Source organism: Streptomyces sp. GL_140 (assembly GCF_057834465.1).
The window spans coordinates 4,661,042-4,683,660 of sequence record NZ_CM174404.1; the positions used below are offsets into that span (position 1 = coordinate 4,661,042).

Genomic DNA, 22,619 nt, shown 5'->3' on the forward strand with positions numbered 1-22,619 from the left:
TCTGCCCGCCGACGCAGGCCGCCCAGGCCGGCTAGGTCCGCGCGGCACCCGTCGGGCGGGGCATCTTCGTTCCGTGCCGGGCCGTGTACTCGTCCGCGAGCCATGGTCCGAGGTCCTCGATGTACGCGCGCACGACGGCCGGGTCCGCGACCGGGTCCAGCGCGGCCGAGGCCGCGGCCCGCATCTGCGCGGCGCGTCCGGGGTAGTACTGGCCGAAGATCTCCGCGGCCTCCACGAGGTCGCTGGTCCAGCCGCCCCATCGCGGCATGACCAGCGTGAACCCGGTCCGCACCAGGTGCCGGGAGAAGCCCCTGCACAGCCTGAGGTGGTCCTCGGGCGTGACCGCGGCCCGCACCCGGGCCCGCCACGCGGGCAGCAGGACGGCAAGGTCGCCGTTGGTCTCGCGGGCGAGCAGGCTGTCCGGACGGTAGCGGGGCAGGTGCTCGGCCAGGTCGGCGCCGAGCAGCGGGGTGCACAGGCAGGCGACGAACCAGCCGAGGTCGTGACGTTCCCGCTCGCTCAGCAGGGTGTCCTTGCCGTACAGCAGGATGCCGACCCCGTCGATCACGGGGAAGTCCTCGTCGAGCCCCTGGGCGAGCACCTCGGCGGTATCGCGGTCCTCGTCGGCGGGCTCGTGGTGCAGGGCGAGCAGCAGGTCCAGGTCGGAGCGCCCGGGGCGGGCGGCGCCGCGGGGCAGGGAGCCGTAGAGGTAGGCGCTGTGCAGCCGCCGCCCGTAGGCCTCGGCGATGCGCTCCCGCGCGGCGGTCACGACCGGCACGAAGCCGCCCCGCACGTGGCCGAGCGAGCCCTCGCGCTCGAAGTACCCGTAGGCGTCCAGCCCTCTGTGCTCCATGGCTCCACTCTGCCCCCATCCAGCCCCGCCGGCGGCTCCGGCGCGGGGGCGCCGGGGCAGAGCCCCCACAACGGCGCAGCACGGGCACGCCAAAGGGGCCCCGCCCAATGGGCAGGACCCCTCAATCGGCTGAGACCGGCGTCAGCGAGACCGCTTGGCCAGTCGCTCGACGTCCAGCAGGATCACCGCGCGCGCCTCCAGGCGGAGCCATCCGCGGCCCGCGAAGTCGGCCAGGGCCTTGTTCACGGTCTCGCGCGACGCGCCGACGAGCTGGGCCAGCTCCTCCTGCGTGAGGTCGTGCACGACGTGGATGCCCTCTTCCGACTGCACGCCGAAGCGGCGCGACAGGTCGAGGAGCGCGCGGGCGACACGGCCCGGGACGTCCGAGAAGACGAGGTCGGACATCTGGTCGTTGGTCTTGCGCAGGCGCCGGGCCACCGCGCGCAGCAGCGCGGTCGCGACCTCGGGCCGGGCGTTCAGCCACGGCTGGAGGTCTCCGTGGCCCAGGCCCAGGAGCTTGACCTCGGTCAGCGCGGTCGCCGTGGCGGTGCGCGGGCCCGGGTCGAAGAGCGACAGTTCGCCGATCAGCTCACCGGGGCCGAGGACGGCCAGCATGTTCTCGCGGCCGTCGGGGGAGGTGCGGTGGAGCTTCACCTTGCCCTCGGTGACGACGTAGAGCCGGTCGCCGGGGTCGCCTTCGTGGAACAGTGCGTCACCGCGAGCGAGGGACACCTCGCCCATGGAGGCGCGGAGCTCCGCGGCCTGCTCGTCATCGAGCGCCGCGAAGAGCGGGGCACGCCGCAGTACGTCGTCCACGAGTCTCTCTCCTATGTCGACCGGCCAGGGGACCGTTCCCCTATTTTGCCGGACGGCTCAAACAGTGCGATCAATCACGTTCATCACAAGGATGCCGGACGTACGGGTGTGCTGTGCGGCGAGAGGCCGATCGGGGTGGTGTTACCTGAGGTCCGGGACGGTCGTCGGTGATCGGCCCCGACCCTGTCGGGTGTCCAACAGGCCGGTGGGAGCACAGGCCAAGGGCTCCGGGGGAGTGACCGACACCCCAAATTCAGCCGTGGGCGAACAAGCCCTGCCGAAGGTCCCTCCGGCACCGCCACCCGCTCCCCAAGGCAAATTTTCGGCCAAGAAACCCGTTCCGGGGGCAAGGTCACGTCCGGCCACGGGTGGCGCACTGTCCGGCGTAGCCTTCGGGGATGGCAGAGAGCAAGGTCAAGAAGGCCGGGAAGGCCGGGGCGAAGCCGGAGAGCCACCTGGCGATGGTGCGGCGGGCGCGCAGGATCAACCGCGAGCTCGCGGAGGTCTACCCCTACGCGCATCCGGAGCTCGACTTCCGCAACCCCTTCGAGCTGCTGGTCGCCACCGTCCTGTCCGCGCAGACCACCGACCTGCGCGTGAACCAGACGACCCCGGCCCTGTTCGCCGCCTACCCGACCCCCGAGGACATGGCCGCGGCCGACCCCGAGGCGATGGAGGAGCTCATCCGGCCGACCGGGTTCTTCCGGGCGAAGACCAAGTCCCTCCTCGGCCTCTCCCAGGCCCTGCGCGACAACTTCGGCGGCGAGGTCCCCAACCGGATCGAGGACCTGGTGACGCTCCCCGGCGTCGGCCGCAAGACGGCCAACGTCGTCCTCGGCAATGTGTTCGGGGTCCCCGGAATCACCGTCGACACCCACTTCGGCCGCCTCGTACGGCGCTGGAAGTGGACCGAGCAGGAGGATCCGGAGAAGGTCGAGGCGGAGATCTGCGCGATCTTCCCCAAGAGCGAGTGGACGATGCTCTCGCACCGCGTCGTCTTCCACGGCCGCCGGATCTGCCACGCCCGCAAGCCCGCCTGCGGCGCCTGCCCGATCGCCCCGCTCTGCCCGGCCTACGGGGAGGGCGAAACCGACCCCGAGAAGGCGGCGAAGCTGCTGAAGTACGAGAAGGGCGGCCAGCCCGGGCAGCGCCTGAGCCCGCCGCCGGACTACCCGGGCCTCCCGGCCCCGGCAGAATCCGGCCCAGCCGGCGATTGAGGCGCGGGGTCCGGCGCGGAGCCCCGGCAACGGAGCCGCACCCGCAAGGAACGAATCGCTACCCGCACCGCGTTTGGCCGTGTGGGGAACACGGACAGGGGTGCCTATGACGCGCGGAACGCGGGACGAGAGCGTGACGGAGGCGGCCACGCCCCCGAAGCAGGGCCAGGGCCGGCACGGGACCCCGCGCGAGGCCCCGTACGAGAGCGCGCACGAGGCCCCGTACGGGACTGCGCGCGCGGGCTCCACCGGGAGCACCACCCTGTCCCTCCACGGCCTGCCCGCCTGGCTCGACCCCGTCGTGACGGCGGCGCGGACGGTCCGCCCCACGCAGCTCAGCCGCTTCCTGCCGCCCGAGGACGGCCGGGGCCGCCAGTCGGCCGTGCTGATCCTCTTCGGCGAAGGACCGCGCGGCCCCGAGCTGCTGCTCATGGAGCGCTCCGGCAGCCTGCGCTCGCACGCCGGCCAGCCCTCCTTCCCCGGCGGCGCCCTCGACCCCGAGGACGGCGACCCGCACACCACCGGCCCGCTGCGCGCCGCCCTGCGCGAGGCCGAGGAGGAGACCGGGCTCGACCCGGCGGGGGTCCAGCTCTTCGGGGTGCTGCCCCGGCTCTACATCCCGGTCAGCGAGTTCGTGGTGACCCCGGTGCTGGGCTGGTGGCGCGCCCCCAGCCCGGTCGGCGCCGTGGACCCGGCCGAGACCGCCCGCGTCTTCACGGTCCCCGTGGCCGATCTCACGGACCCGGCGCACCGGGTCACCGTCGTGCACCCCGGCGGCTTCCAGGGCCCGGCCTTCACCGTCGAATCGGCTCTGGTCTGGGGCTTCACCGCCGGTGTGATCGACCGGATCCTGCACTTCGCGGGCTGGGAACTCCCCTGGGACCGGACCCGGGAAGTCCCGCTCGACTGGAGCGCATGAGACGGTGGCACACGTGAACGTGCTGGACATCTTGTTGCTGCTCGCCGCCGTATGGTTCGCGATCGTGGGCTACCGCCAGGGGTTCGTCGTCGGCATCTTGTCGGTGGTCGGCTTCCTCGGCGGTGGTCTCCTCGCCGTGTCCCTGCTGCCCCTGATCTGGGACCGGGTCACCGACAACGGCACCCAGGTGTCCACCACGGTCGTCGTCATCGCCGTGGTCGTGATCATCATCTGCGCCTCGATCGGGCAGGCGCTGACCACGCACCTGGGCAGCAGGCTCCGGCGCCACATCACCTGGTCCCCGGCCCGCGCCCTCGACGCGACGGGCGGTGCCCTGGTGAACGTGGTCGCGATGCTGCTGGTGGCCTGGCTGATCGGCTCCGCGCTCGCCGGTACGTCACTTCCCACGCTGGGCAAGGAAGTCCGCAATTCCAAGGTGCTCCTCGGCGTCTCGCGGGTCCTTCCCCAACAGGCCAACACCTGGTTCTCGGACTTCAGCTCCACCCTCGCCCGCAACGGCTTCCCGCAGGTCTTCAGCCCGTTCTCCAACGAGCCGATCACCGAGGTCAAGGCGCCCGACCCGCTGCTCGCGCGCAGCCCCGTGGCCGAGCAGGCCAAGCAGTCGATCGTGAAGGTCGTCGGCACCGCGCCCGCGTGCAGCAAGGTGCTGGAGGGCACCGGCTTCGTCTTCGCGCCGGGCAAGGTGATGACCAACGCGCACGTGGTCGGCGGGGTCGGCGAGCCGACCGTGCAGGTCGGCGGCGAGGGCAAGCTCTACGACGGCAAGGTCGTGCTCTACGACTGGGAGCGCGACATCGCCGTCATCGACGTGCCGAGGCTGAAGGCGCCCGCGCTGGAGTTCACCGAGAAGGACGCGGGGAGCGGCAGCGACGCGATCGTCGCGGGCTTCCCGGAGAACGGCTCGTACGACATCCGCTCCGCGCGCGTGCGCGGCCGGATCAACGCCAACGGCCCGGACATCTACCACCGGGGCACCGTCCGACGGGACGTCTACTCGCTGTACGCGACGGTCCGCCAGGGCAACTCCGGCGGCCCGCTGCTGACGCCCGAGGGCAAGGTGTACGGGGTCGTCTTCGCGAAGTCCCTCGACGACCCCAACACCGGTTACGCCCTGACGGCGGACGAGATCCGCGACGACGTCCGGATCGGGAAGACGGCCGACCGGCGGGTCGACAGCCAGGGCTGCGCCCTTTAGCAACCTGGTCCGAGCGGGTGGGTCCAGCCAGGTGGGCCCACCCGGGGCCGGTCTACGTGCGCTGGTGCCTCAGTCGGGCGGAGACCCAGCGGGCCCGCCGGCGCAGGATGCGCGGAATTCCTAGTCGGGGGTCGTGGCCGCTCTGGCCGTGCCCCCTGTGCGTGCCCGGCGTACCCGTCGAGCGGCGTTCGTGTGCGGTGTCACCGTGGTCGTGCGTCCAACCCATACTCCGAGCTCTGCCCGGGGCCCAAGGTCGGTAATCGTGTCGCGGGCGGCCAATTGGCCTATGCGCCAGGCAATTGAATGCTTGTCATATAGGCGCTCGCGACTGGGCGGTCCGGCTCAGCGGTCCGGCTCGGGATCCTTCAGCCAGTTGACCAGCTCGGTCGAGAAGGCCGCCGGGTCCTCCTCGTGCGGGAAGTGCCCCAGCCCGTCGAACAGCCTCCAGCGGTACGGGGCTTCGACGTACTCCCCGGACCCCGCCGCACTCCGCGTCCGCATCACCGGATCGAGCGAGCCGTGCAGGTGCAGCGTCGGCACCCGCACCGGCCGCTTCATGCGCCGGTTGAACTGGAGCCCGTCCGGCCGGGCCATGGACCGCATCATCCAGCGGTACGGCTCGACCGAGCAGTGCGCCGTGGACGGGATACACATCGCCCGCCGGTACACCTGGAGGTCCTCCTCCTCGGGCAGCCGGGGCCCGGACCAGTCCCGGATCAGCTCCCCGACCATGGCCCCGTCGTCGGCGACGAGCTGTCGCTCGGGCACGAAGGGCCGCTGAAATCCCCAGATGTGCGAACTGGCGCGGGTCTGGCCGAAATCGGACAGCATCGCCGAGCGCCAGCGGCGCGGGTGCGGCATGGAGGAGACCACCAGTCGGCGCACCAGCTTGGGCCGCATCACGGCCGCCGTCCAGGCGAGGTAGCCGCCCAGGTCGTGCCCCACGAGGGCGGCGTCCGGCTCGCCGAGGGACCGTACGACCCCGGTGATGTCGAGGGCCAGGTTGGCCGGGTCGTAGCCGCGCGGGGTGCGGTCGCTGCCGCCCACCCCGCGCAGGTCCATCGCGACCGCGCGGTAGCCGGCGTCGGCCAGCGCGGTCAGCTGGTGCCGCCAGGTCCACCAGAACTGCGGGAAGCCGTGCAGCAGCAGCACCAGCGGCCCGTCACCGACCTCGGCGACGTGGAACCGGGCCCCGTTGGCCGCGACGTCCCGGTGGAGGACCTCGCGCCCGCCGGGGATGGCGAGCCGTACCGCGGAGGCGGTGGTGGGAGGTGTGCCGGGGGTGCCGGAGTCCGCGGAGGGCGCTGTCATGAGGACGAGCGTGCCACACCCACAGCCTGGTCACTGACCGAGCGGGCGTGCGGCTTGACCGTGCCCACGAGGGCCGCGGTCTGCTTGACCGAGGCGATGGTCTTCTCCGGCGGCTTGACCTTCTTGAACTTGACCATGGCGATCAGCCCGAGCAGGCCCGCGATCAGCCAGAACGCGACGCCGACGATCAGGAAGCACCAGGCGAGTCCGAGCCCGGCCGCGTGGAGCCCGTAGGCCGCGGCGAAACTCAGTACGGGCAGGGAGAAGAGCACGAGCACGCCCGCGACGATCGCGGCGCCGCTGCCGATGCCGGCCCGCTTGACGTCCTGACGGATCTCCACCTTGGCGAGGGCGATCTCGTCGTGCACCAGGGCGGACATCTCGGCGGTGGCCGAGGCGACCAGCTGACCGAGTGTGCGCTCGGCTCCTGGGGCCCCTTGCTCCACTGCGCTCATCGCTCTCTCCCTTTGTCGTACGTCGGCGACGGCTGCCTTGTCGTCGCTGTCCTCCGTCAAGTCAGATCATGCCGGACGGCCGCCGTCGGCGCTGGACGCGCCCGCCGCTTCGGCCGCGGCGGCAGTGGCAGATTCGGCCCTGCGCAGGTGCTCCGCGGCCTTGGCCTCGTAGATCTTCGCCATCCGCAGGTGGTAGTCCGGCTTGTCCTGTTCGTAGATGTCGGGGATGCCGTCGAGGTCCTCGTCGCGCTCCTCGTCGTCGGTGAGCGCCTTGTACTTGCGGTTGCGCATCTTGAGCATGGTGCCCGCGAGGATCGCGGCGATGAGCGAGCCGATCAGGACGGCGGCCTTGACCTCGTCGGTCAGCACCGGGTCGTCGGTGAAGGCGAGTTCGCCGATCAGCAGTGAGACGGTGAAGCCGATGCCGGCGAGCGAGGCGACGGCGAAGACGTCCGGCCAGGCGAGGTCCTCATTGAGCTCGGCCTTGGTGAAGCGGGCGGCGAGCCAGGTGCCGCCGAAGATGCCGACGGTCTTGCCGACCACGAGGCCCAGGACCACGCCGAGGGTCTCGGGCCGGGTGAAGACCTGGCCGATGGACTCGTCGGAGAGGGAGACGCCGGCGGAGAACAGCGCGAAGAGGGGGACGGCGAGGCCGGCCGAGATGGGCCGTACGAGGTGCTCGATGTGCTCGCCGGGGGAGTGCTCCTCGCCCTCCTTGCGATGGCAGCGCAGCATCAGGCCCATGGCGACACCGGCGATGGTGGCGTGGACCCCGCTGTTGTACATCAGGCCCCAGACGGCCAGCGCGAGCGGGAGGTAGATGTACCAGCCGCGGACGCCCACGCGCAGCAGGAACCAGAAGAGGACCAGGCCGGCGACCGCGCCGCCGAGCGCCAGGAAGTTGATCTCGCTGGTGAAGAACACCGCGATGATCAGGATGGCGAACAGGTCGTCGACCACGGCCAGGGTCAGCAGGAATGCGCGCAGCGCGGACGGCAGCGAGGTCCCGATGACGGCGAGTACGGCGAGCGCGAAGGCGATGTCGGTGGCGGTGGGAACCGCCCAGCCGTCGGTCGAGCCGTCGCCGAGCACGTTGACCAGTACGTAGACCAGCGCGGGCACGGCCATGCCGCAGAGGGCGGCGATCACCGGGAGGGCGGCCGCCTTGGCGTCGCGCAGGTCGCCCGCGACGAGCTCGCGCTTGAGCTCGATGCCGGCGACGAAGAAGAAGATGGCGAGCAGGCCGTCGGCCGCCCAGTGCTGGAGGGAGAGGTCCAGGCCGAGGGAGGAGGGGCCGATGTGGAAGGAGCGGACGCTGTCGTAGCTCGCCGAGACGGCGGGGACGTTCGCCCATATGAGGGCTGCGATCGCGGCCACGAGGAGGAGTACGCCGCCGACCGTCTCGGCACGCAGGGCGTCGGCCACGAAGCGGCGCTCCGGCAGCGAGAGGCGGCCGAGGAACTTGCGGCTCTGGTTGTCGGTGGGGCTTGGCGCGGCCACGGGTGGCACCTCCGGGGTGGGTTGGACGGCATGACGAATCACGTTGCCGACCAGACTTCCCGGCGCACCCTGTGGAGCAATTATTTACGTTTCTAATACTTTACAGGGTGCACGCAAGGGCGTATCCGGTGATCATCACTTTATGTGCGAAAGGGGCATCCGGCGCGCCGCGCCGGATGCCCCTTTCGCACCGTTCCGTGCCGGAACCTCAGTCCTCGCTGCCGGCCGCGGGCAGCTTGCTCTGGATCAGGTCCATGACCGAGGAATCCGCCAGAGTGGTGACGTCACCGACCGCGCGGTTCTCGGCCACGTCGCGCAGCAGTCGCCGCATGATCTTGCCCGAACGGGTCTTCGGCAGCTCCTGCACGGGCAGGATCCGCTTCGGCTTGGCGATCGGGCCGAGCGTGGCACCCACGTGGTTGCGCAGCTCCGCGACCAGGGTGTCCGTCTCGGAGGCGCTGCCGCGCAGGATGACGAAGGCGACGATGGCCTGGCCGGTGGTCTCGTCGGCCGCGCCCACGACGGCCGCCTCGGCGACCGAGGGGTGCGAGACGAGGGCCGACTCGACCTCGGTGGTCGAGATGTTGTGGCCGGACACCAGCATCACGTCGTCCACCCGGCCGAGCAGCCAGATGTCGCCGTCCTCGTCCTTCTTGGCGCCGTCCCCCGCGAAGTACTTGCCCTCGAAGCGCGACCAGTAGGTGTCGATGTACCGCTGGTCGTCACCCCAGATGGTGCGCAGCATCGACGGCCACGGCTCGGTGAGGACCAGGTAGCCGCCACCGCCGTTGGGGACCTCGTTCGCCTCGTCGTCGACGACGGTGGCGGCGATGCCGGGCAGGGCTCGCTGCGCCGAACCGGGCTTGGTGTCGGTGACGCCCGGCAGCGGCGAGATCATCATCGCGCCGGTCTCCGTCTGCCACCACGTGTCCACGATCGGGCAGCGGTCGCCGCCGATGTGCTTGCGGTACCAGATCCAGGCCTCGGGGTTGATCGGCTCGCCGACCGAGCCCAGGACGCGAAGGCTGGAGAGGTCGAACTTCGCGGGGATGTCGTCTCCCCACTTCATGAACGTGCGGATCGCCGTGGGCGCGGTGTAGAGGATCGTGACGCCGTACTTCTGCACGATCTCCCAGAACCGGCCCTGGTGCGGGCTGTCCGGCGTGCCCTCGTACATTACCTGGGTGGCGCCGTTCGCGAGCGGCCCGTAGACGATGTAGGAGTGCCCGGTCACCCAGCCGATGTCGGCCGTGCACCAGTAGACGTCGCTCTCCGGCTTCAGGTCGAACACCGCGTGGTGGGTGTACGAGGCCTGCGTGAGGTAGCCGCCGGAGGTGTGCAGGATGCCCTTGGGCTTACCCGTGGTTCCCGAGGTGTACAGGATGAAGAGCGGGTGCTCGGCGTCGAAGGCCTGCGGCGCGTGCTCGGCGCTCTGCCGCTCGACGATCTCGTGCCACCAGACGTCGCGGCCCTCGGTGAAGTCGGTGTCCTGGCCGGTGCGCCGCACCACGAGGACGTGCTCGACCTGGGGGCACTTGGCGACGGCCTCGTCGATGGCGGGCTTCAGGGCGGAAGGCTTGCCGCGGCGGTAGCCGCCGTCGGCGGTGATGACCAGCTTCGCGTCGGCGTCCTGGATGCGCGAGGCCACGGCGTCGGCGGAGAAACCGCCGAAGACCACGGAGTGCGCGGCGCCGACCCGGGCGCACGCGAGCATCGCGACGACGGCCTCGGGGATCATCGGCAGGTAGACGGCGACCCGGTCGCCGGCCTGTACGCCCAGCTCGGTCAGGGCGTTGGCGGCCTTGGAGACCTCGTCCTTGAGCTCGGCGTAGGTGATCGCACGGCTGTCGCCGGGCTCGCCCTCGAAGTGCAGGGCGACGCGGTCGCCGTTCCCGGCTTCGACGTGGCGGTCGACGCAGTTGTAGGCGATGTTCAGCTTGCCGTCCGCGAACCACTTCGCGAAGGGCGGGTTGCTCCAGTCGAGCGTTTCGGTCGGCTCGGTGTCCCAGCTCAGCCGCCGCGCCTGCTCGGCCCAGAAGCCCAGCCGGTCCGCGTCGGCCTGTGAGTACGCAGCCTGAGTGACATTGGCAGCGGCGGCCAGATCGGCGGGCGGTGCGAACCGCCGCTCCTCCTTGAGCAGATTGGCCAGGCTTTCATTGCTCACGACATCTCCCTTTCCCAGGGTGTCCGTTGTGTCCCCGGGCATAGCTCATCAGTCAATGGCCCAGGAGACAAGGGGTTGCCGGAAATTGGTGTAGACCTATTGCTCGGCTGGGCCGACGCACGAGTGGCCCCTTCCCGCTGCAGGGGCGCGGAAAGGGGCCATCGAGTGGCACGGATACGGGAGGGTATCGGTTCATCCGCCCGGCGGAGCGCAGTGCACCCCGGTCAGCCGGGCAGCGACTGGGCGTAGACGGTGTCGAAGACCCGGCAGTCGAAGAAGTCCTCGCCGTCCGAGAGCAGGTACGCCTGGGCCTCGCCGACGTGGAAGTACATCCCGTGCAGCTCCAGCGTGCCCTCGGCGAGTCGCCGGGCCACCGATTCGTGGGCCCGCAGGTGCTCCAGCTGCTGCACCACATTGGTCAGGCACAGCTGCTCCACGGCATCCGCCGGGAGCCGGCCCGAGATCCGCGCCCAGGCATGGTGGCGGCTGGCCATCCGCTCCAGACTCGGCAGCCCGTGCCGCAGCCATCGCCGCAGCGGGGTCATCGGCGCCCCCGGCGAGGAGTTGAGCAGCGCCTGCATGGCCCCGCAGCCCGAATGCCCGCACACGGTGATGCTGTCGACCTGCAGGACGTCCACCGCGTACTCGATGGCCGCCGCGACCGAGTCGTCCGTGGACTCCGCACCCGGGAGCGGGACGAGATTGCCGACGTTGCGGACCGTGAAGAGGTCCCCGGGGCCGCTGGCCGTGATCATGCTGGTCACCAGCCGGGAGTCCGCGCAGGTGAGGAAGAGCTGCGAGGGCCGCTGCCCCTCGCGGGCCAGCCGCGCCAGCTCGTCCCGCACGTGCGGGGCGGTGTCCCGCTGGAAGGCGCCGATCCCGTTGGCCAGTTGACCGGCGCCCGGTCCGGCCGGCCGTCGGGAGGCCCGGCCCCCGGCCTGACCGGCGGCCCGACCGGTGGCCTGGTCTGCGGTCTGGTCGGCGGCCGTACGGGGTGTCGTGGCCCGGTGGTCGCAGTGGTTCTGCCACGGCGTCCAGGGGCGGCAGCAGTGGTGGTCCCCGCGCTGCCCACCCCGGTGGGCCCGCTCCGCCTGCTCGGAACGCTGCGCCCGCTCGGCCTCGGCGATCCTGGCCCCGGACCGGCCGGTGACCTCCAGGGAGCCCCCGTGGGCCAGGTGGGAGGTCTGCCAGTCCTGGAGGATCTCGTAGGCGGCGTGGTCGATGAAGGAGCCGTCCAGCTCGATGACCGCGTGCCCCTCGTGCGGGATCTGGTTCAGCACCCGGCTCAGCCGCGGCACCGCCAGGAAGGTCAACTGGCCCCGCGCCCAAACCCGGTGGACCCCGCTGTCGAGCTGTTCGAGGGTGATCCGGGTCCGGGCGAGGCGGTGCAGGGCCAGGCCCACGGCCACGGCGATGCCGATGGCGACGCCCTCCAGCACCCCGCCGAGCACCACGGCCGCGATCGTCGTGACGTAGACCAGGATTTCGCGATGCCGGGTGACCGTGCGCAGACGCGTGGCGCACACCATCTGCACGCCCACCGCCAGCACCAGGGCGGCCAGTGCGGCGAGCGGGATCAGGTCGAGGACCGGGACGAGCAGCCCGGCGGCGAGCAGCACCCAGAGCCCGTGCAGCATGACCGACCGGCGGCTGACGGCCCCGGACTTGACGTTGGCCACGCTGCGGACGGCACCGCCCGCGACGGGCAGTCCGCCCAGTGCGCCGGAGACGATGTTCGCCACGCCCTGGCCCCGCAGCTCGCGGTTGAGGTCGGCCCGCGCGGGCCGGTTGTCCGTGCTCCGCTCGGTGGCGATCAGTTTGTCGGTGGCCACCGAGGAGAGCAGCGATTCCACGCTGCCGACCATGGTGATGGTCAGCACGGCGGCGATGATGCCGAGGACCGGCCCCTCGGGCAGTTCGGGGAGCGCGTGGCTGCGCCAGGACGGCAGGTCCACCCGGGGCAGGGTCAGTCCGGCGAGGGCGGCGAAGGCCGTGGCGACGGCGACGGCGGCGAGTGCGGCCGGCACCTTGCGCAGCGCCCGGCCCACCCGGCCGGGCAGCCGGGGCCAGCCGAGCAGGACGGCGAGCGTGAGCACGCTGACACCGAGTGCGGCGGGGTGCAGGTCGGCCAACTGGCCGGGCAGTCCCCGCACGTTGGCCAGGGCCGAGCTCTGCGGGGTGCCGCCGAGCACGATGTGCAGCTGGGCCAGCGCGATCGTCACGCCGATGCCCGCGAGCAGGCCCTGGACGATGGCCGGGCTCACCATCAGCGCGGACCGGGCGGTCCGCAGGGCGGCGAGGCCGAGCTGGCAGAAGCCGGCGAGCACCGTGACGGCGCAGGTGGTGCGCCATCCGTAGTGCTGGATCAACTCGGCGGTGACGACCGTGAGTCCGGTCGCGGGTCCGCTCACCATGAGCGGGGTCCCGCCGAGCCGCCCGGCCACGATCCCGCCGACCGCCGCGGCCACGAGCCCCGCCTGGAGGGGGGCGCCCGTGGCGAGGGCGATGCCGAGGGAGAGCGGCAGGGCGATCAGGAAGACGGCGACGGAGGCGGACAGGTCGGCGGAGAGGGCTTTGACGCGGACGCCCTTGGCGCGGTCGTCCTTGGTGGGCTCGTTCTTGACGGGCTCGCCCTCGGTGGGGTCGTTCCCGGTGGGGGCGGGGAGGGAGGTGGCTTTCATAGGTCCCGTCTCCTCGGAGGAGGGGTGAAGCGGCGGGAGTCTCAACACTCGGTAAATGAACGGTAATGGAGAGTAAAGGTCGGTGGTAGGTAATACGGGCAAATGGCCTAGGAATTAGCGCTCAGGAGTGATTAAGCATTTAGTACGGCTTGTCACACCTTCCTAAAAACGGACCGCATGGGACGTTGCGGCGCGGAAGTCCTGCGACGGAACTGCGAGGGAAGAGGTGTGCGGATGACAGCCACGAAGAAGGCCGCCAAGAAGAAGATCGCGGGCGGTGTGGTCGCCGCGGCGCTGGTCCTGGGAGTGGCCGGGTGCAGCACCTCGGAGCCCGCCAAGCAGCCGTCCCCGGGAGGTCAGGCGGCCAAGAAGGGCCCCGCCGTTCCGGAGGCCCCGGCCCCCGGCAGCGTCAATCAGCTCATCGGCGACGGCTCGACCGCCTACACCGGGCGGCAGCCGAACGTGACGAAGCCGGAGAAGCTGAAGCCGGGCGAAAAGCCGCCGCAGTTCGTCGTCTATTCCTGGGACGGGGCCGGCGAGGACAGCCAGAAGCTCTTCTCGCATTTCCGTGAGGTCGGCAAGAAGTACAACGCCCGCATGACGTACTTCCTCAGCGGCGTGTACATGCTCCCGGAGGAGAAGCGTTCCCTCTACACGGCGCCCCAGCACTCCGCGGGCCGTTCCGACATCGGCTTCGGCGATCCCCAGGGCATCAAGGACACCGCCACCCAGGTCCGCGCGGCCTGGCTGGAGGGCAACGAGATCGGCACCCACTTCAACGGCCACTTCTGCGGCCCCGACGGCGGCGTCGGCACCTGGTCCGTGGACGAGTGGAAGAGTGAGATCAACCAGGCGAAGTCCTTCGTCAAGAACTGGAAGACCAACTCGCCGGCCCTCAAGGACATGGAGGCGCTGCCGTTCGACTACGACAAGGAGATGATCGGCGCCCGCACCCCCTGCCTCGAAGGCCAGAAGAACTTCATGCTGGCGGCGAAGGACATGGGCTTCCGGTACGACTCCAGCGGGATCAGCAAGCAGATCTGGCCGAAGAAGACCGACGGCCTCTGGGACATCCCGCTGCAGCTGGTGCCCATGCCGGGCCGCGCCTTCGAGACGCTCTCGATGGACTACAACTACCTGGTCAACCAGTCCGGTACGACCACGCAGGGCGACCCGTCCCAGCACGCGTACTGGGGTGAGCAGATGCGCGACGGCCTGCTCAAGGCCTTCGAGCGGACCTACCAGGGCAACCGCGCCCCGCTGATCATCGGCAACCACTTCGAGTCCTGGAACGGTGGCACCTACATGCGCGCCGTCGAGGACTCCATCAAGACCATGTGCACCCAGAAGGAGGTCCGCTGCGTGTCGTTCCGCGAGCTGGCGGACTGGCTGGACGCGCAGGACCCGAAGGCCCTGGAGTGGATGCGCACCCTCGACGTCGGCGAGGCGCCGAAGGAGGGCTGGAACAAGTTCCTGACGGCGGGGCCGCCGGCGAAGCCGGCCGCCCCCGCCGGGGTCAAGCCGGCTGCGGAGCCGGCTGAAGCTGGTCAGAGCGAGGACTGAGCAGACCGGCGGCCCCGGGGCCGGCCCCGGCCCCGCTGCCGGGCCCCGTACCGGGGTCGCTCCGGTGCTCCCGCAGGACGAAACCGGGATCGACCTGCTCCGCCAGGTCGATCCCGGTCTTCGCGTTGCCCCAGCTCTCCGCGTTGCGCAGGTGGAAGTGGACCATCTGCTCCGTGTACCGCGCCCAGTCGCGCTGCGCGTAGGAGTCGTCGGCCGCGTCCTGCAGCGACTGCAGGGCCAGCCGGTTGGTCGCCTCCAGCAGCTCGAAGGCGGCCGGGCGGCCCTTCTCCATCGCCCGCACCCAGTCCGAGTGCCCGACGGTGACCAGCAGGTCGTCGCCGGCCTCGTCCTGGAGGAACTCGATGTCCTCGGGGCCCTGCACCTTGTTCCCGACCACCTTGAGAGTGATCCCGAAGTCCCGCGCGTACTCCTTGTACTGGCGGTAGACGGAGATGCCCTTGCGGGTCGGTTCGGCGACCAGGAAGGTCACGTCGAAGCGGGTGAACATGCCGGAGGCGAAGGAGTCCGAGCCGGCCGTCATGTCGACGACCACGTACTCGTCCGGTCCGTCCATCAGGTGGTTGAGGCAGAGCTCGACCGCGCCGACCTTGGAGTGGTAGCAGGCGACCCCCAGGTCCGACTCGGTGAACGGCCCCGTGGCCATCAGCCGGACCGGCTCGCCGTCGAGCAGCAGGGTGCGCGCGCAGGCCTCGTAGACCGGGTTGTCCTCGTCGACCCGCAGCAGTCGCGAGCCGGTGCCGGGCGGGGTGGTCTTGATCATGGTGTCGGCGGACGCGATGCGCGGGTTGGAGCCGCGCAGGTAGTCCTTGATGAGGGGCAGGTGCGCGCCCAGCGCGGGCAGCGCGGCCGCCTCCTCGTCGCTGAGCCCGAGCGCGGCGCCCAGGTGCTGGTTGATGTCGGCGTCCACCGCGACGACGGGGGCTTCATTGGCGGCGAGGTGGCGGATGAAAAGGGAGGACAGCGTGGTCTTGCCGCTGCCACCCTTCCCCACGAAAGCGATCTTCATGTTCACAAAGCGTAGTGGGTTGGTGGCTTTGTGTTGTATCCCTGAGTGAAGAAGACCACTCCAAGGAGGGGTCGGTGCTATGGGGGAGCAGTGCGTAGGCTCCCTACTTATGAGTAGCGCTTCTGCTTCCGCCGCCGACCCGCTCGCCCCGCTGGGCGGGCTCCCGGGTGTCGCCGAGTCCGTGGACTCCGTACGCAAGGCCGTGGACCGGGTCTACGGTCACCGGATCATGCGCCGCCGCTCCGGGGCGGTCGCCTCGGAGGCCGCGCTGCGCGGCGCGCGCGGCAGCGCGGCGCTGTCGGGGGCCGACTGGGCGCTGGAGGAGGTCCGCCGCCGCAGTGACTTCAGCCTGGACCCGGAGGCCCGCGCGGTGGGCGCCGCCCTGCGCCTGACGGCCGAGGCGGGCCAGCTGCTGAGCATCTGGCGCCAGTCCCCGCTACGGGTACTGGCGCGGCTCCACCTGGTGGCTTCGGGCTCCACGGCCGAGGGCGACGTGGTCGGCCGCCCGCGACTGGCGGGCGAACCGGTCGACGAGCCCCTGCTCGACCGCTTCCCGGCCCCGGACGCCGAGGAGGTGGCGGGCCGACTGGACGGGCTCTCCCGCCTGATCATCGCGGGCGGCTCCGCCCCGGCGCTGATCACGGCGGCGGTGGTCCACGGAGAACTGCTCGCCCTGCGCCCGTTCACCTCGTACAACGGCCTCGTGGCGCGGACCGCGGAACGGATCGTGCTGATCAACAGCGGGCTGGACCCGAAGGCGATCTGCCCGGCGGAGGTCGGCCACGCGGAGCAGGGCCGGGAGGCCTACCTGGAGGCCTTCGAGGGCTACCTCGCGGGGACCCCGGAGGGAATGTCGGCGTGGATCGCGCACTGCGGCCGCGCGATCGGACTCGGAGCCCGCGAATCGACGGCGGTCTGCGAGGCGCTCCAGCGCGGCGCGGCCTGAAGTCTGACGGCTTCTGAGGCCGGACATGGGTTGCGGCGACACCCGTACTGCTCTGGTGTCGCCGCTGGCATTTACGCCCAGTTACCAAGCGTCCTCGAAAATTGCCCATCAGGTCGGGGACTTTGCCCGTCACCTGGTGCGGCTGGCCCGTAATCGACGGGTCGACGTCGCGTGGGTGCTCGGCGTTCATGCTTCGGTCCGTGGGCCTTACTGCGTTTGAAAGATGATCCTCTCGGATGTTCTTTGGTCTCGCGGGCCGTTGACTCCTTTGTACTCCGCTTCGGAGCCAAGCGAAACCCCTAGCCACATTTCTTTGCTTTCCACTGGATCCCCACCCATACCGGACATCCGATATCCCCCCAGGTCAGCCCATTCGCCCACCCAAAATCCAGCCCGTCCGGCGTTTGAGGACCGGGTCCGGGCGGAGCCCGGGGAACGGTGGAAGGGCGGGTAGGGGGCCAGCCCCGCGCAGCGGCAGCCCCAACGCCCGCCCCGGCCGCGATCCGACACGGCCGGGCCGGAGTCCGAGACCGGGGTCCGGGGCCGGGGCCTGACGCGTCGAGCCGGACGGATCAGGCGGCGGGGCAGCGCGGGATCAGGCCGAACCGGCGGAGCCAAGCGCCCGCCGCCGACTCGCGTACCAGACCAGCCCGGCAGTCGCGGCCGCCGCCCCCACCGCCGCCGCCGCGACCAACGCCGGCCGCGCGGGCATCGACAGTCCGGGCAGCCGCTGCTTCAGCCGCACCGGCCGGTTGAACACCAGCACCGGCCACTCCCGCGCGACCGCCTCTCGCCGCAGCGCCCGGTCGGGATTGACTGCGTGCGGGTGTCCGACCGCCTCGAGCATGGGGATGTCGGTCACCGAGTCGCTGTAGGCGTAGCAGCGCGCGAGGTCGTACCCCTCGGACTCCGCGAGCTCGCGGACCGCCTCGGCCTTCGTGGGCCCGTAGGCGTAGTACTCGATCTCGCCCGTGAAGCAGCCGTCCTCGCCCACGACCATCCGGGTGGCGACGACCCGGTCGGCGCCGAGCATCTCCCCGATGGGCTCGACCACTTCGGCGCCGGAGGTGGACACGATCACCACGTCGCGGCCCGCCGTGTGGTGGGCCTCGATGAGGGACGCGGCCTCGTCGTAGATCAGCGGGTCGATGAGGTCGTGCAGGGTCTCGGCGACGATCTCGCGTACCTGCTGAACGTTCCACCCCTTGCACAGGGCGGACAGGTACTCCCGCATCCGTTCCATCTGATCGTGGTCGGCGCCGCCGGCCAGATAGATGAACTGGGTATAGGCGGTGCGCAGCACGGCCCGTCGGTTGATCAGGCCGCCCTGGTAGAAGGACTTGCTGAACGTCAGAGTGCTCGACTTCGCAATGACCGTCTTGTCCAGGTCGAAGAAGGCTGCGGTACGAGGCGCGGAGTGCGGCAAGGGCTGATTTTCCACGACCCGAGCATATGCGCCCACCATTCGGCGTAAAGTGTGGCGCGTGGGTTTGCCTGAGAAGCCTCTCGGGTACACCATGGAAGTCACGGATCGTTCGCGACCGTGCTAACCCGGTCTGGCTCCTCCCCCCCCGAGTCGGACCGTGGGGACGACCCCCGCTCTCCCCCCCGGCGGGGGTCGTCGCATGTCCGGACGCAGTTTGCGTCCCTGCCTTCGACCCCAAGTGATCATCCCTCGGGCCCCTTCCTCTTTCAGGGGCCTGCGTGGCGAAGGCCCTCACCCTCTCGAACTCGTGACTGTGCGTAGTGGTTCCGGTGCGCTCCGGAACTCACCTGTTGGGGTGAGCGGGTTATTCACAATGGGCCGGGAGTCCACAGTTTTCGACCAAGATCCACTTCTTTTCTCCGATCGCGTCACGGTGATTCCGGCCGCGAAGTCCGCGGCGCTGGATATGCGGTGAGAAGGAGGCGGAGATCGTGGCTGGATCGAAGTCGTGTGAAGTCCGGGACCTCGTGCTTGCGGGCGGGGACAGGCTGAATCCCGGTACCGGTGGGCCGGTTCCCGGCGGTGGGCGACCCCTGATCATCACCGAGGACCCCCTGCTGCTCGACGACCTGCTGCGGCTGTGTGCCGCCGCGGGAGCCGAGCCGCATGTGCACCACGCGGTGCCCGAGCAAAGCGGAGCCGGTGACGACGGAAGTGGCCGCAGCGCGGCAGGCGTCGGATGGGAGTCCGCGCCGCTCGTCCTCGTCGGGGACGACGCCGCCGGGCGGGTGCGCGGGGCGCCCCGGCGGGAGGGGGTGTTCCTCGTCGGCCGGGATCCCGACGACCCCCACGTATGGCAGCGCGCGGTGGAGATCGGCGCCGAGGAAGTGCTCACCCTCCCCGATGCCGAGAGCCGGCTCGTCGACCGCATCGCCGACGTCGTGGAAGGAGCCGGGCGGCCCGCCCTCACGGTCGGGGTGATCGGCGGCAGCGGCGGCGCCGGAGCATCCACCCTCGCCTGCGCCCTGGCCCTGCGGGCCGTCCGGGCCGGGGAGCGCAGCATCCTCATCGACGGGGACCCGCTCGGCGGCGGCATGGACGTCCTGCTCGGGGGTGAAAACGCCGAAGGACTGCGCTGGCCCGACTTCGCGGGCTCGCGCGGCCGGGTCGGAGCCGGAGCCCTGGAGGAATCCCTGCCCGAACTGCACGCGCTGCGAGTGCTCAGCTGGGACCGCGGGGAACGGGTCGTGGTGCCGCCCGCCGCCGTCCGCTCGGTGGTGGCCGCGGCGCGCCGCCGCGGCGGGGTCGTGGTGGTCGACCTGCCCCGCCGGGTCGACGAAGCCGTCGCCGAGGTGCTCGCGCAGCTGGACCTGGTCCTGATGGTGGTGCCGGGCGAGCTGCGCGCGGTGGCCGCGGCCGGCCGGGTGGCGGCCGGGGTCAGGATGGTGGCCCGCGACGTCCGCGTGGTCGTACGGGGCCCCGTGCCCGGCGGACTGGATGCGGACACGGTCGCCGGACTGCTGGGGGTGCCCCTGGCCGGTGAGGTACGGGTCGAGGTGGGCCTCCCGGGACGGGTCGCCGGCGGGGAGCCGCCGGGATCGCACGGGCGGGGCACCCTGGCCCGCTTCTGCGACGGCTTCTGGCAGCGGGCGCTCGGCTCCGCGCAGGGGGTGACGGCATGAGCGCCGTACTCCTCGACGCGGTGCGCCAGCGGCTCGCCGAGAGCGGGGTGGACCCGACCCCGGCAGGGGTGGCGGCGGCCCTGCGCGCCCAGGGCAGGCTGCTGGGCGACACGGAAGTGCTGGGCGTGGCCGCCGCGTTGCGGTCCGAGCTGGTCGGGGCGGGTCCGCTGGAGCCGTTGCTCGCCGATCCGGAGGTCACCGACGTCCTGGTGGCGGCCCCCGACCGGGTGTGGGTGGACCGCGGCGGCGGGCTGGAGCTCACCGGGGTGACCTTCGCGGACGCCGAGGCGGTGCGAAGGCTCGCCCAGCGGCTCGCCTCCGTCGCGGGCCGGCGCCTCGACGACGCCCGGCCCTGGGTGGACGCCCGGATGCCGGACGGCACCCGGCTGCACGCCGTGCTGCCCCCCGTGGCCGTCGGATCGGCCTGCCTGTCCCTGCGGGTGGTGCGGCCGCGCGCCTTCACGCTGGAGGAGCTGGTGGCGGCAGGGACACTGCCGCCGGGCGGCCAGCGGCTGCTGCGCGACATGGTGGAGGCCCGGCTGTCCTTCCTCGTGTCCGGTGGGACCGGCACCGGCAAGACCACGCTCCTCAGCGCCCTGCTGGGGCTGGTCGGTCCCGGTGAGCGGATCGTGCTCGCCGAGGACTCGGCCGAGCTGCGGCCCGACCATCCGCACGTGGTGCGGCTGGAGACCCGGCCGGCCAATCAGGAGGGCGCAGGCCTTGTCACCCTCGCCGACCTGGTCCGCCAGGCGCTGCGGATGAGGCCCGACCGCCTCGTCGTCGGAGAGGTCCGGGGCGCCGAGGTCGCGGACCTGCTGGCCGCGCTCAACACCGGCCACGAAGGAGGCTGCGGCACCGTCCATGCGAACGCCGCCGCCCATGTCCCGGCCCGGCTGGAGGCCCTCGGAACCGCTGCCGGGCTCGACCGGGCCGCCCTGCACAGCCAGTTGGCCGCCGCGCTGACCCTGGTGGTCCACCTCGTACGGGACCGGGCCGGCCGGCGCCGGGTCGCGGAGGTGCACGTACTGGAGCGGGATCCGGCCGGGCTGGTGGTCACCGTGCCCGCCCTGCGCTGGGCCGCGCGGGGCTTCGTGCGGGAGCGGGGCTGGGAGCGGCTGCGCCCGCTCCTCGGAGGTGCCCGGTGAGCGCCCAGGCGGCCGCGGTGCCGCTGCCGGTGTTCGCCGGGGTGCTGTGCGCCGGGGCGGCAGCCTGGACGCTGGCCGGGGGTGACCGGGTGTCGCGGCGGGCCAGGGCGGTACTGGCCGGGGCGGGCCCGGTGGAGCCCGGCGGATCGGTGCGCTGGGAGCGGCTGTTCGTCGCCGTACGGCTCCGGGCCGCGCACAGGCGGGAGTTGCTCTGCCTCGGGGCCGGGCTGGCGCTGGCTCTGCTGGGCGGATCGGTGATCCCGCTGCTCGCGGGGGCGGCGGCGCTGCCGCTGGTGCGCCGGTGGCTGCGGGCCAGGGAGCGGGCGCGGGCCCGGTCGGCGCGGGCCGCCGAGGTGGTGTCCCTGTGCGGAGCGGTGGTGGGCGAGCTGCGCTCCGGCGCCCAGCCCGGCCAGGCGCTGACCGCGGCCATGCGCCGGACGGTGGCGGGCCCCGGCGGTCCGGGCGCCGCGGAGGCCGGGGTCCTGGCGGCGGCGGCCTTCGGCGGGGACGTCCCCGGGGCGCTGCGCCAGGCCGCGCGGGAACCGGGAGCGGAAGGGCTGGCCGGGATGGCGGCCTGCTGGCGGGTCTCGGTGGACGGCGGCGCGGGCCTGGCCGCCGGACTGGACCGGTTGGAGGGTGCGTTGCGGGCCGAGCGGGACCGGGAGGAGTCGCTGCGGGCCCAGTTGGCGGGAGCGAGATCGACGACGGCGGTACTGGCCCTGCTGCCCGTGGCCGGGCTGTCGATCGGCACCGGGATGGGGGCCGACCCGCTGCGGGTGCTGCTGCACACGCCGGTCGGGTGGGGCTGCCTGCTGGCGGGCGGGGCACTGGAGGCGCTGGGACTGCTGTGGTGCCGAGGCATCGTCCGGGCCGGTGAGCGGTGATGGACGGACTCGCCGTCCACAGGCTGGGGACGGCGTCGTGCCTCGCGGCGGCGGCCCTGTGCACGGCATCGGCGGTGGCGGCGCGGATCCGGGAGCGGGCGGCCCGGCGCAGACTCACGGCCCTGCTCGCGCCGGACCGGGCGAGGCGGCGGCCACCACTGTGCGGACCCCGGTTGCGGAGAGCCGCGGCGGCCTGGGCCGGGCCGGTCGGGGCGCTGGTCGCGGCCTGGGTGCTGATCGGCGGGTTCGCGGGCGCGGCCGCCGGCTGCGCGGCGGGCCTGGGGCTGCGGTGGTGGCAGGCGCGGGCCCGGCCGCCCTCCGGGGTGGACCCGAGGGAGGTGGAGCGTCAGCTGCCCTTCGCCGCCGACCTGTTGGCCGCGTGCCTGGCGGCCGGAGCCGGACCGGTGGACGCTGCCGAGGTGGTGGGGGAGTCGCTGGGCGGCCCGGTGGGGGAGCGGCTGGCGACGGCCGGTGCCGAGCTGCGGCTCGGCGGCGAACCGGGAGCCGCGTGGGGGAGGTTGGCGGAGATACCGGGCGCCCGCGCCCTGGCCGAATCCCTGGAGCGCTCGGCCCGTACGGGAGCGCCCGCGGCCGAATCGGTCTCCCGTCTTGCGTCGATGCTCCGTGCGGACCGCGCGCGCCAGGCCGGAGCCAGGGCGCAGCGGGCGGCGGTACTGGTCACCGCGCCGGTGGGGCTGTGTTTCCTCCCCGCCTTTCTCGCGATCGGAGTGGCGCCCGTGGTGATCGGCATGGCTTCCGGCCTTCTGTCCGGCAGCTGAAATGGCCGATGGAAATAAACAGCTGAGATCACCAT

18 protein-coding genes are annotated in these 22,619 nt (G+C 71.9%); 9 read left to right on the top strand and 9 right to left on the bottom strand.

All coding sequences use genetic code 11. The features are described 5' to 3' along the window. Positions 1-31: 31 nt before the first annotated feature. The gene (locus AC3IYJ_RS21745; RefSeq protein WP_489396450.1) at positions 32-853 is read right to left on the bottom strand and encodes a nucleotidyltransferase; all 822 of its coding nucleotides are present in this window, start codon (positions 851-853) and stop codon (positions 32-34) included. 141 nt (positions 854-994) lie between these two features. Further along, positions 995-1,669, bottom strand: coding sequence for a Crp/Fnr family transcriptional regulator (locus AC3IYJ_RS21750; RefSeq protein ID WP_330297784.1), 675 nt, complete (start codon positions 1,667-1,669; stop codon positions 995-997). A gap of 398 nt (positions 1,670-2,067) precedes the next feature. On the opposite strand from AC3IYJ_RS21750, the gene nth reads away from it, so the two are divergent. From nth to AC3IYJ_RS21765, 3 genes are all read left to right on the top strand, one after another. Continuing rightward, positions 2,068-2,886 (top strand): endonuclease III, encoded by an 819-nt coding sequence (nth, locus tag AC3IYJ_RS21755; RefSeq protein ID WP_489396451.1) that lies wholly within the window; start codon positions 2,068-2,070, stop codon positions 2,884-2,886. Between the two features lie 106 nt (positions 2,887-2,992). Further along, entirely contained in the window at positions 2,993-3,805 is an 813-nt protein-coding gene (locus tag AC3IYJ_RS21760) for an NUDIX hydrolase (protein ID WP_489396452.1), read from the top strand. A 13-nt stretch (positions 3,806-3,818) separates the two neighbouring features. Further along, on the top strand, positions 3,819-5,021 hold the full coding sequence (locus AC3IYJ_RS21765; protein WP_489396453.1) for a MarP family serine protease: 1,203 nt from the start codon (positions 3,819-3,821) through the stop codon (positions 5,019-5,021). Positions 5,022-5,363: 342 nt separating this feature from the next. Here AC3IYJ_RS21765 and AC3IYJ_RS21770 read toward each other — a convergent pair whose 3' ends face one another. From AC3IYJ_RS21770 to AC3IYJ_RS21790, 5 genes are all read right to left on the bottom strand, one after another. After that, complete coding sequence (locus AC3IYJ_RS21770; protein ID WP_489396454.1) at positions 5,364-6,332, bottom strand: alpha/beta fold hydrolase; 969 nt, start codon at positions 6,330-6,332, stop codon at positions 5,364-5,366. Beyond that, on the bottom strand, positions 6,329-6,787 hold the full coding sequence (locus AC3IYJ_RS21775; protein WP_489396455.1) for a phage holin family protein: 459 nt from the start codon (positions 6,785-6,787) through the stop codon (positions 6,329-6,331). Before AC3IYJ_RS21775 ends, AC3IYJ_RS21770 begins: the two co-directional genes overlap by 4 nt. 66 nt (positions 6,788-6,853) lie before the next feature. Beyond that, positions 6,854-8,287 (bottom strand): Na+/H+ antiporter NhaA, encoded by a 1,434-nt coding sequence (nhaA, locus tag AC3IYJ_RS21780; RefSeq protein WP_489396456.1) that lies wholly within the window; start codon positions 8,285-8,287, stop codon positions 6,854-6,856. A 208-nt stretch (positions 8,288-8,495) separates the two neighbouring features. Then, a complete protein-coding gene (gene acs / locus AC3IYJ_RS21785; protein ID WP_489396457.1) occupies positions 8,496-10,493 on the bottom strand; it encodes an acetate--CoA ligase in 1,998 nt (665 codons plus the stop codon). Positions 10,494-10,675: 182 nt separating this feature from the next. Beyond that, positions 10,676-13,132: a SulP family inorganic anion transporter gene (locus AC3IYJ_RS21790; RefSeq protein ID WP_489396458.1), complete on the bottom strand. Its 2,457-nt coding sequence runs from the start codon at positions 13,130-13,132 to the stop codon at positions 10,676-10,678. 234 nt (positions 13,133-13,366) lie between these two features. On the opposite strand from AC3IYJ_RS21790, the gene AC3IYJ_RS21795 reads away from it, so the two are divergent. Beyond that, entirely contained in the window at positions 13,367-14,695 is a 1,329-nt protein-coding gene (locus AC3IYJ_RS21795; protein ID WP_489396459.1) for a polysaccharide deacetylase family protein, read from the top strand. Here AC3IYJ_RS21795 and AC3IYJ_RS21800 read toward each other — a convergent pair. After that, entirely contained in the window at positions 14,649-15,722 is a 1,074-nt protein-coding gene (locus AC3IYJ_RS21800; RefSeq protein ID WP_489396460.1) for an ATP-binding protein, read from the bottom strand. The two genes, AC3IYJ_RS21795 and AC3IYJ_RS21800, sit on opposite strands and share 47 nt — an antisense overlap. A 109-nt stretch (positions 15,723-15,831) precedes the next feature. Between AC3IYJ_RS21800 and AC3IYJ_RS21805 the strand changes: the two genes are divergently transcribed. Then, complete coding sequence (locus AC3IYJ_RS21805) at positions 15,832-16,668, top strand: Fic family protein (RefSeq protein ID WP_489396461.1); 837 nt, start codon at positions 15,832-15,834, stop codon at positions 16,666-16,668. Positions 16,669-17,263: 595 nt separating this feature from the next. On the opposite strand, the gene AC3IYJ_RS21810 is transcribed toward AC3IYJ_RS21805, so the two are convergent. After that, the gene (locus AC3IYJ_RS21810) at positions 17,264-18,133 is read right to left on the bottom strand and encodes an HAD family hydrolase (protein WP_489396462.1); all 870 of its coding nucleotides are present in this window, start codon (positions 18,131-18,133) and stop codon (positions 17,264-17,266) included. Between the two features lie 509 nt (positions 18,134-18,642). Between AC3IYJ_RS21810 and ssd the strand changes: the two genes are divergently transcribed. From ssd to AC3IYJ_RS21830, 4 genes are read left to right on the top strand one after another with little or no spacing between them, the layout of a single operon-like run. Continuing rightward, positions 18,643-19,776, top strand: coding sequence for a septum site-determining protein Ssd (ssd, locus tag AC3IYJ_RS21815; RefSeq protein ID WP_489402881.1), 1,134 nt, complete (start codon positions 18,643-18,645; stop codon positions 19,774-19,776). Then, entirely contained in the window at positions 19,773-20,921 is a 1,149-nt protein-coding gene (locus AC3IYJ_RS21820; protein WP_330297797.1) for a TadA family conjugal transfer-associated ATPase, read from the top strand. Before ssd ends, AC3IYJ_RS21820 begins: the two co-directional genes overlap by 4 nt. Next, positions 20,918-21,805, top strand: coding sequence for a type II secretion system F family protein (locus AC3IYJ_RS21825; protein ID WP_489396463.1), 888 nt, complete (start codon positions 20,918-20,920; stop codon positions 21,803-21,805). Before AC3IYJ_RS21820 ends, AC3IYJ_RS21825 begins: the two co-directional genes overlap by 4 nt. Further along, positions 21,805-22,584, top strand: a complete 780-nt coding sequence (locus AC3IYJ_RS21830) for a type II secretion system F family protein (protein ID WP_489396464.1) — start codon at positions 21,805-21,807, stop codon at positions 22,582-22,584. Before AC3IYJ_RS21825 ends, AC3IYJ_RS21830 begins: the two co-directional genes overlap by 1 nt. Positions 22,585-22,619: the final 35 nt, after the last annotated feature.

Excerpts from the sequence above, each read along its gene's own strand:
- AC3IYJ_RS21745 (WP_489396450.1), bottom strand. The coding sequence starts at position 853 with ATGGAGCACAGAGGGCTGGACGCCTACGGGTACTTCGAGCGCGAGGGC.
- nth (WP_489396451.1), top strand. The coding sequence starts at position 2,068 with ATGGCAGAGAGCAAGGTCAAGAAGGCCGGGAAGGCCGGGGCGAAGCCG.
- AC3IYJ_RS21760 (WP_489396452.1), top strand. The coding sequence starts at position 2,993 with ATGACGCGCGGAACGCGGGACGAGAGCGTGACGGAGGCGGCCACGCCC.
- AC3IYJ_RS21770 (WP_489396454.1), bottom strand. The coding sequence starts at position 6,332 with ATGACAGCGCCCTCCGCGGACTCCGGCACCCCCGGCACACCTCCCACC.
- AC3IYJ_RS21775 (WP_489396455.1), bottom strand. The coding sequence starts at position 6,787 with ATGAGCGCAGTGGAGCAAGGGGCCCCAGGAGCCGAGCGCACACTCGGT.
- acs (WP_489396457.1), bottom strand. The coding sequence starts at position 10,493 with ATGCCCGGGGACACAACGGACACCCTGGGAAAGGGAGATGTCGTGAGC.
- AC3IYJ_RS21790 (WP_489396458.1), bottom strand. The coding sequence starts at position 13,132 with ATGAAAGCCACCTCCCTCCCCGCCCCCACCGGGAACGACCCCACCGAG.
- AC3IYJ_RS21795 (WP_489396459.1), top strand. The coding sequence starts at position 13,367 with ATGACAGCCACGAAGAAGGCCGCCAAGAAGAAGATCGCGGGCGGTGTG.
- AC3IYJ_RS21800 (WP_489396460.1), bottom strand. The coding sequence starts at position 15,722 with ATGAAGATCGCTTTCGTGGGGAAGGGTGGCAGCGGCAAGACCACGCTG.
- AC3IYJ_RS21805 (WP_489396461.1), top strand. The coding sequence starts at position 15,832 with ATGAGTAGCGCTTCTGCTTCCGCCGCCGACCCGCTCGCCCCGCTGGGC.
- AC3IYJ_RS21810 (WP_489396462.1), bottom strand. The coding sequence starts at position 18,133 with ATGGTGGGCGCATATGCTCGGGTCGTGGAAAATCAGCCCTTGCCGCAC.
- AC3IYJ_RS21820 (WP_330297797.1), top strand. The coding sequence starts at position 19,773 with ATGAGCGCCGTACTCCTCGACGCGGTGCGCCAGCGGCTCGCCGAGAGC.
- AC3IYJ_RS21830 (WP_489396464.1), top strand. The coding sequence starts at position 21,805 with ATGGACGGACTCGCCGTCCACAGGCTGGGGACGGCGTCGTGCCTCGCG.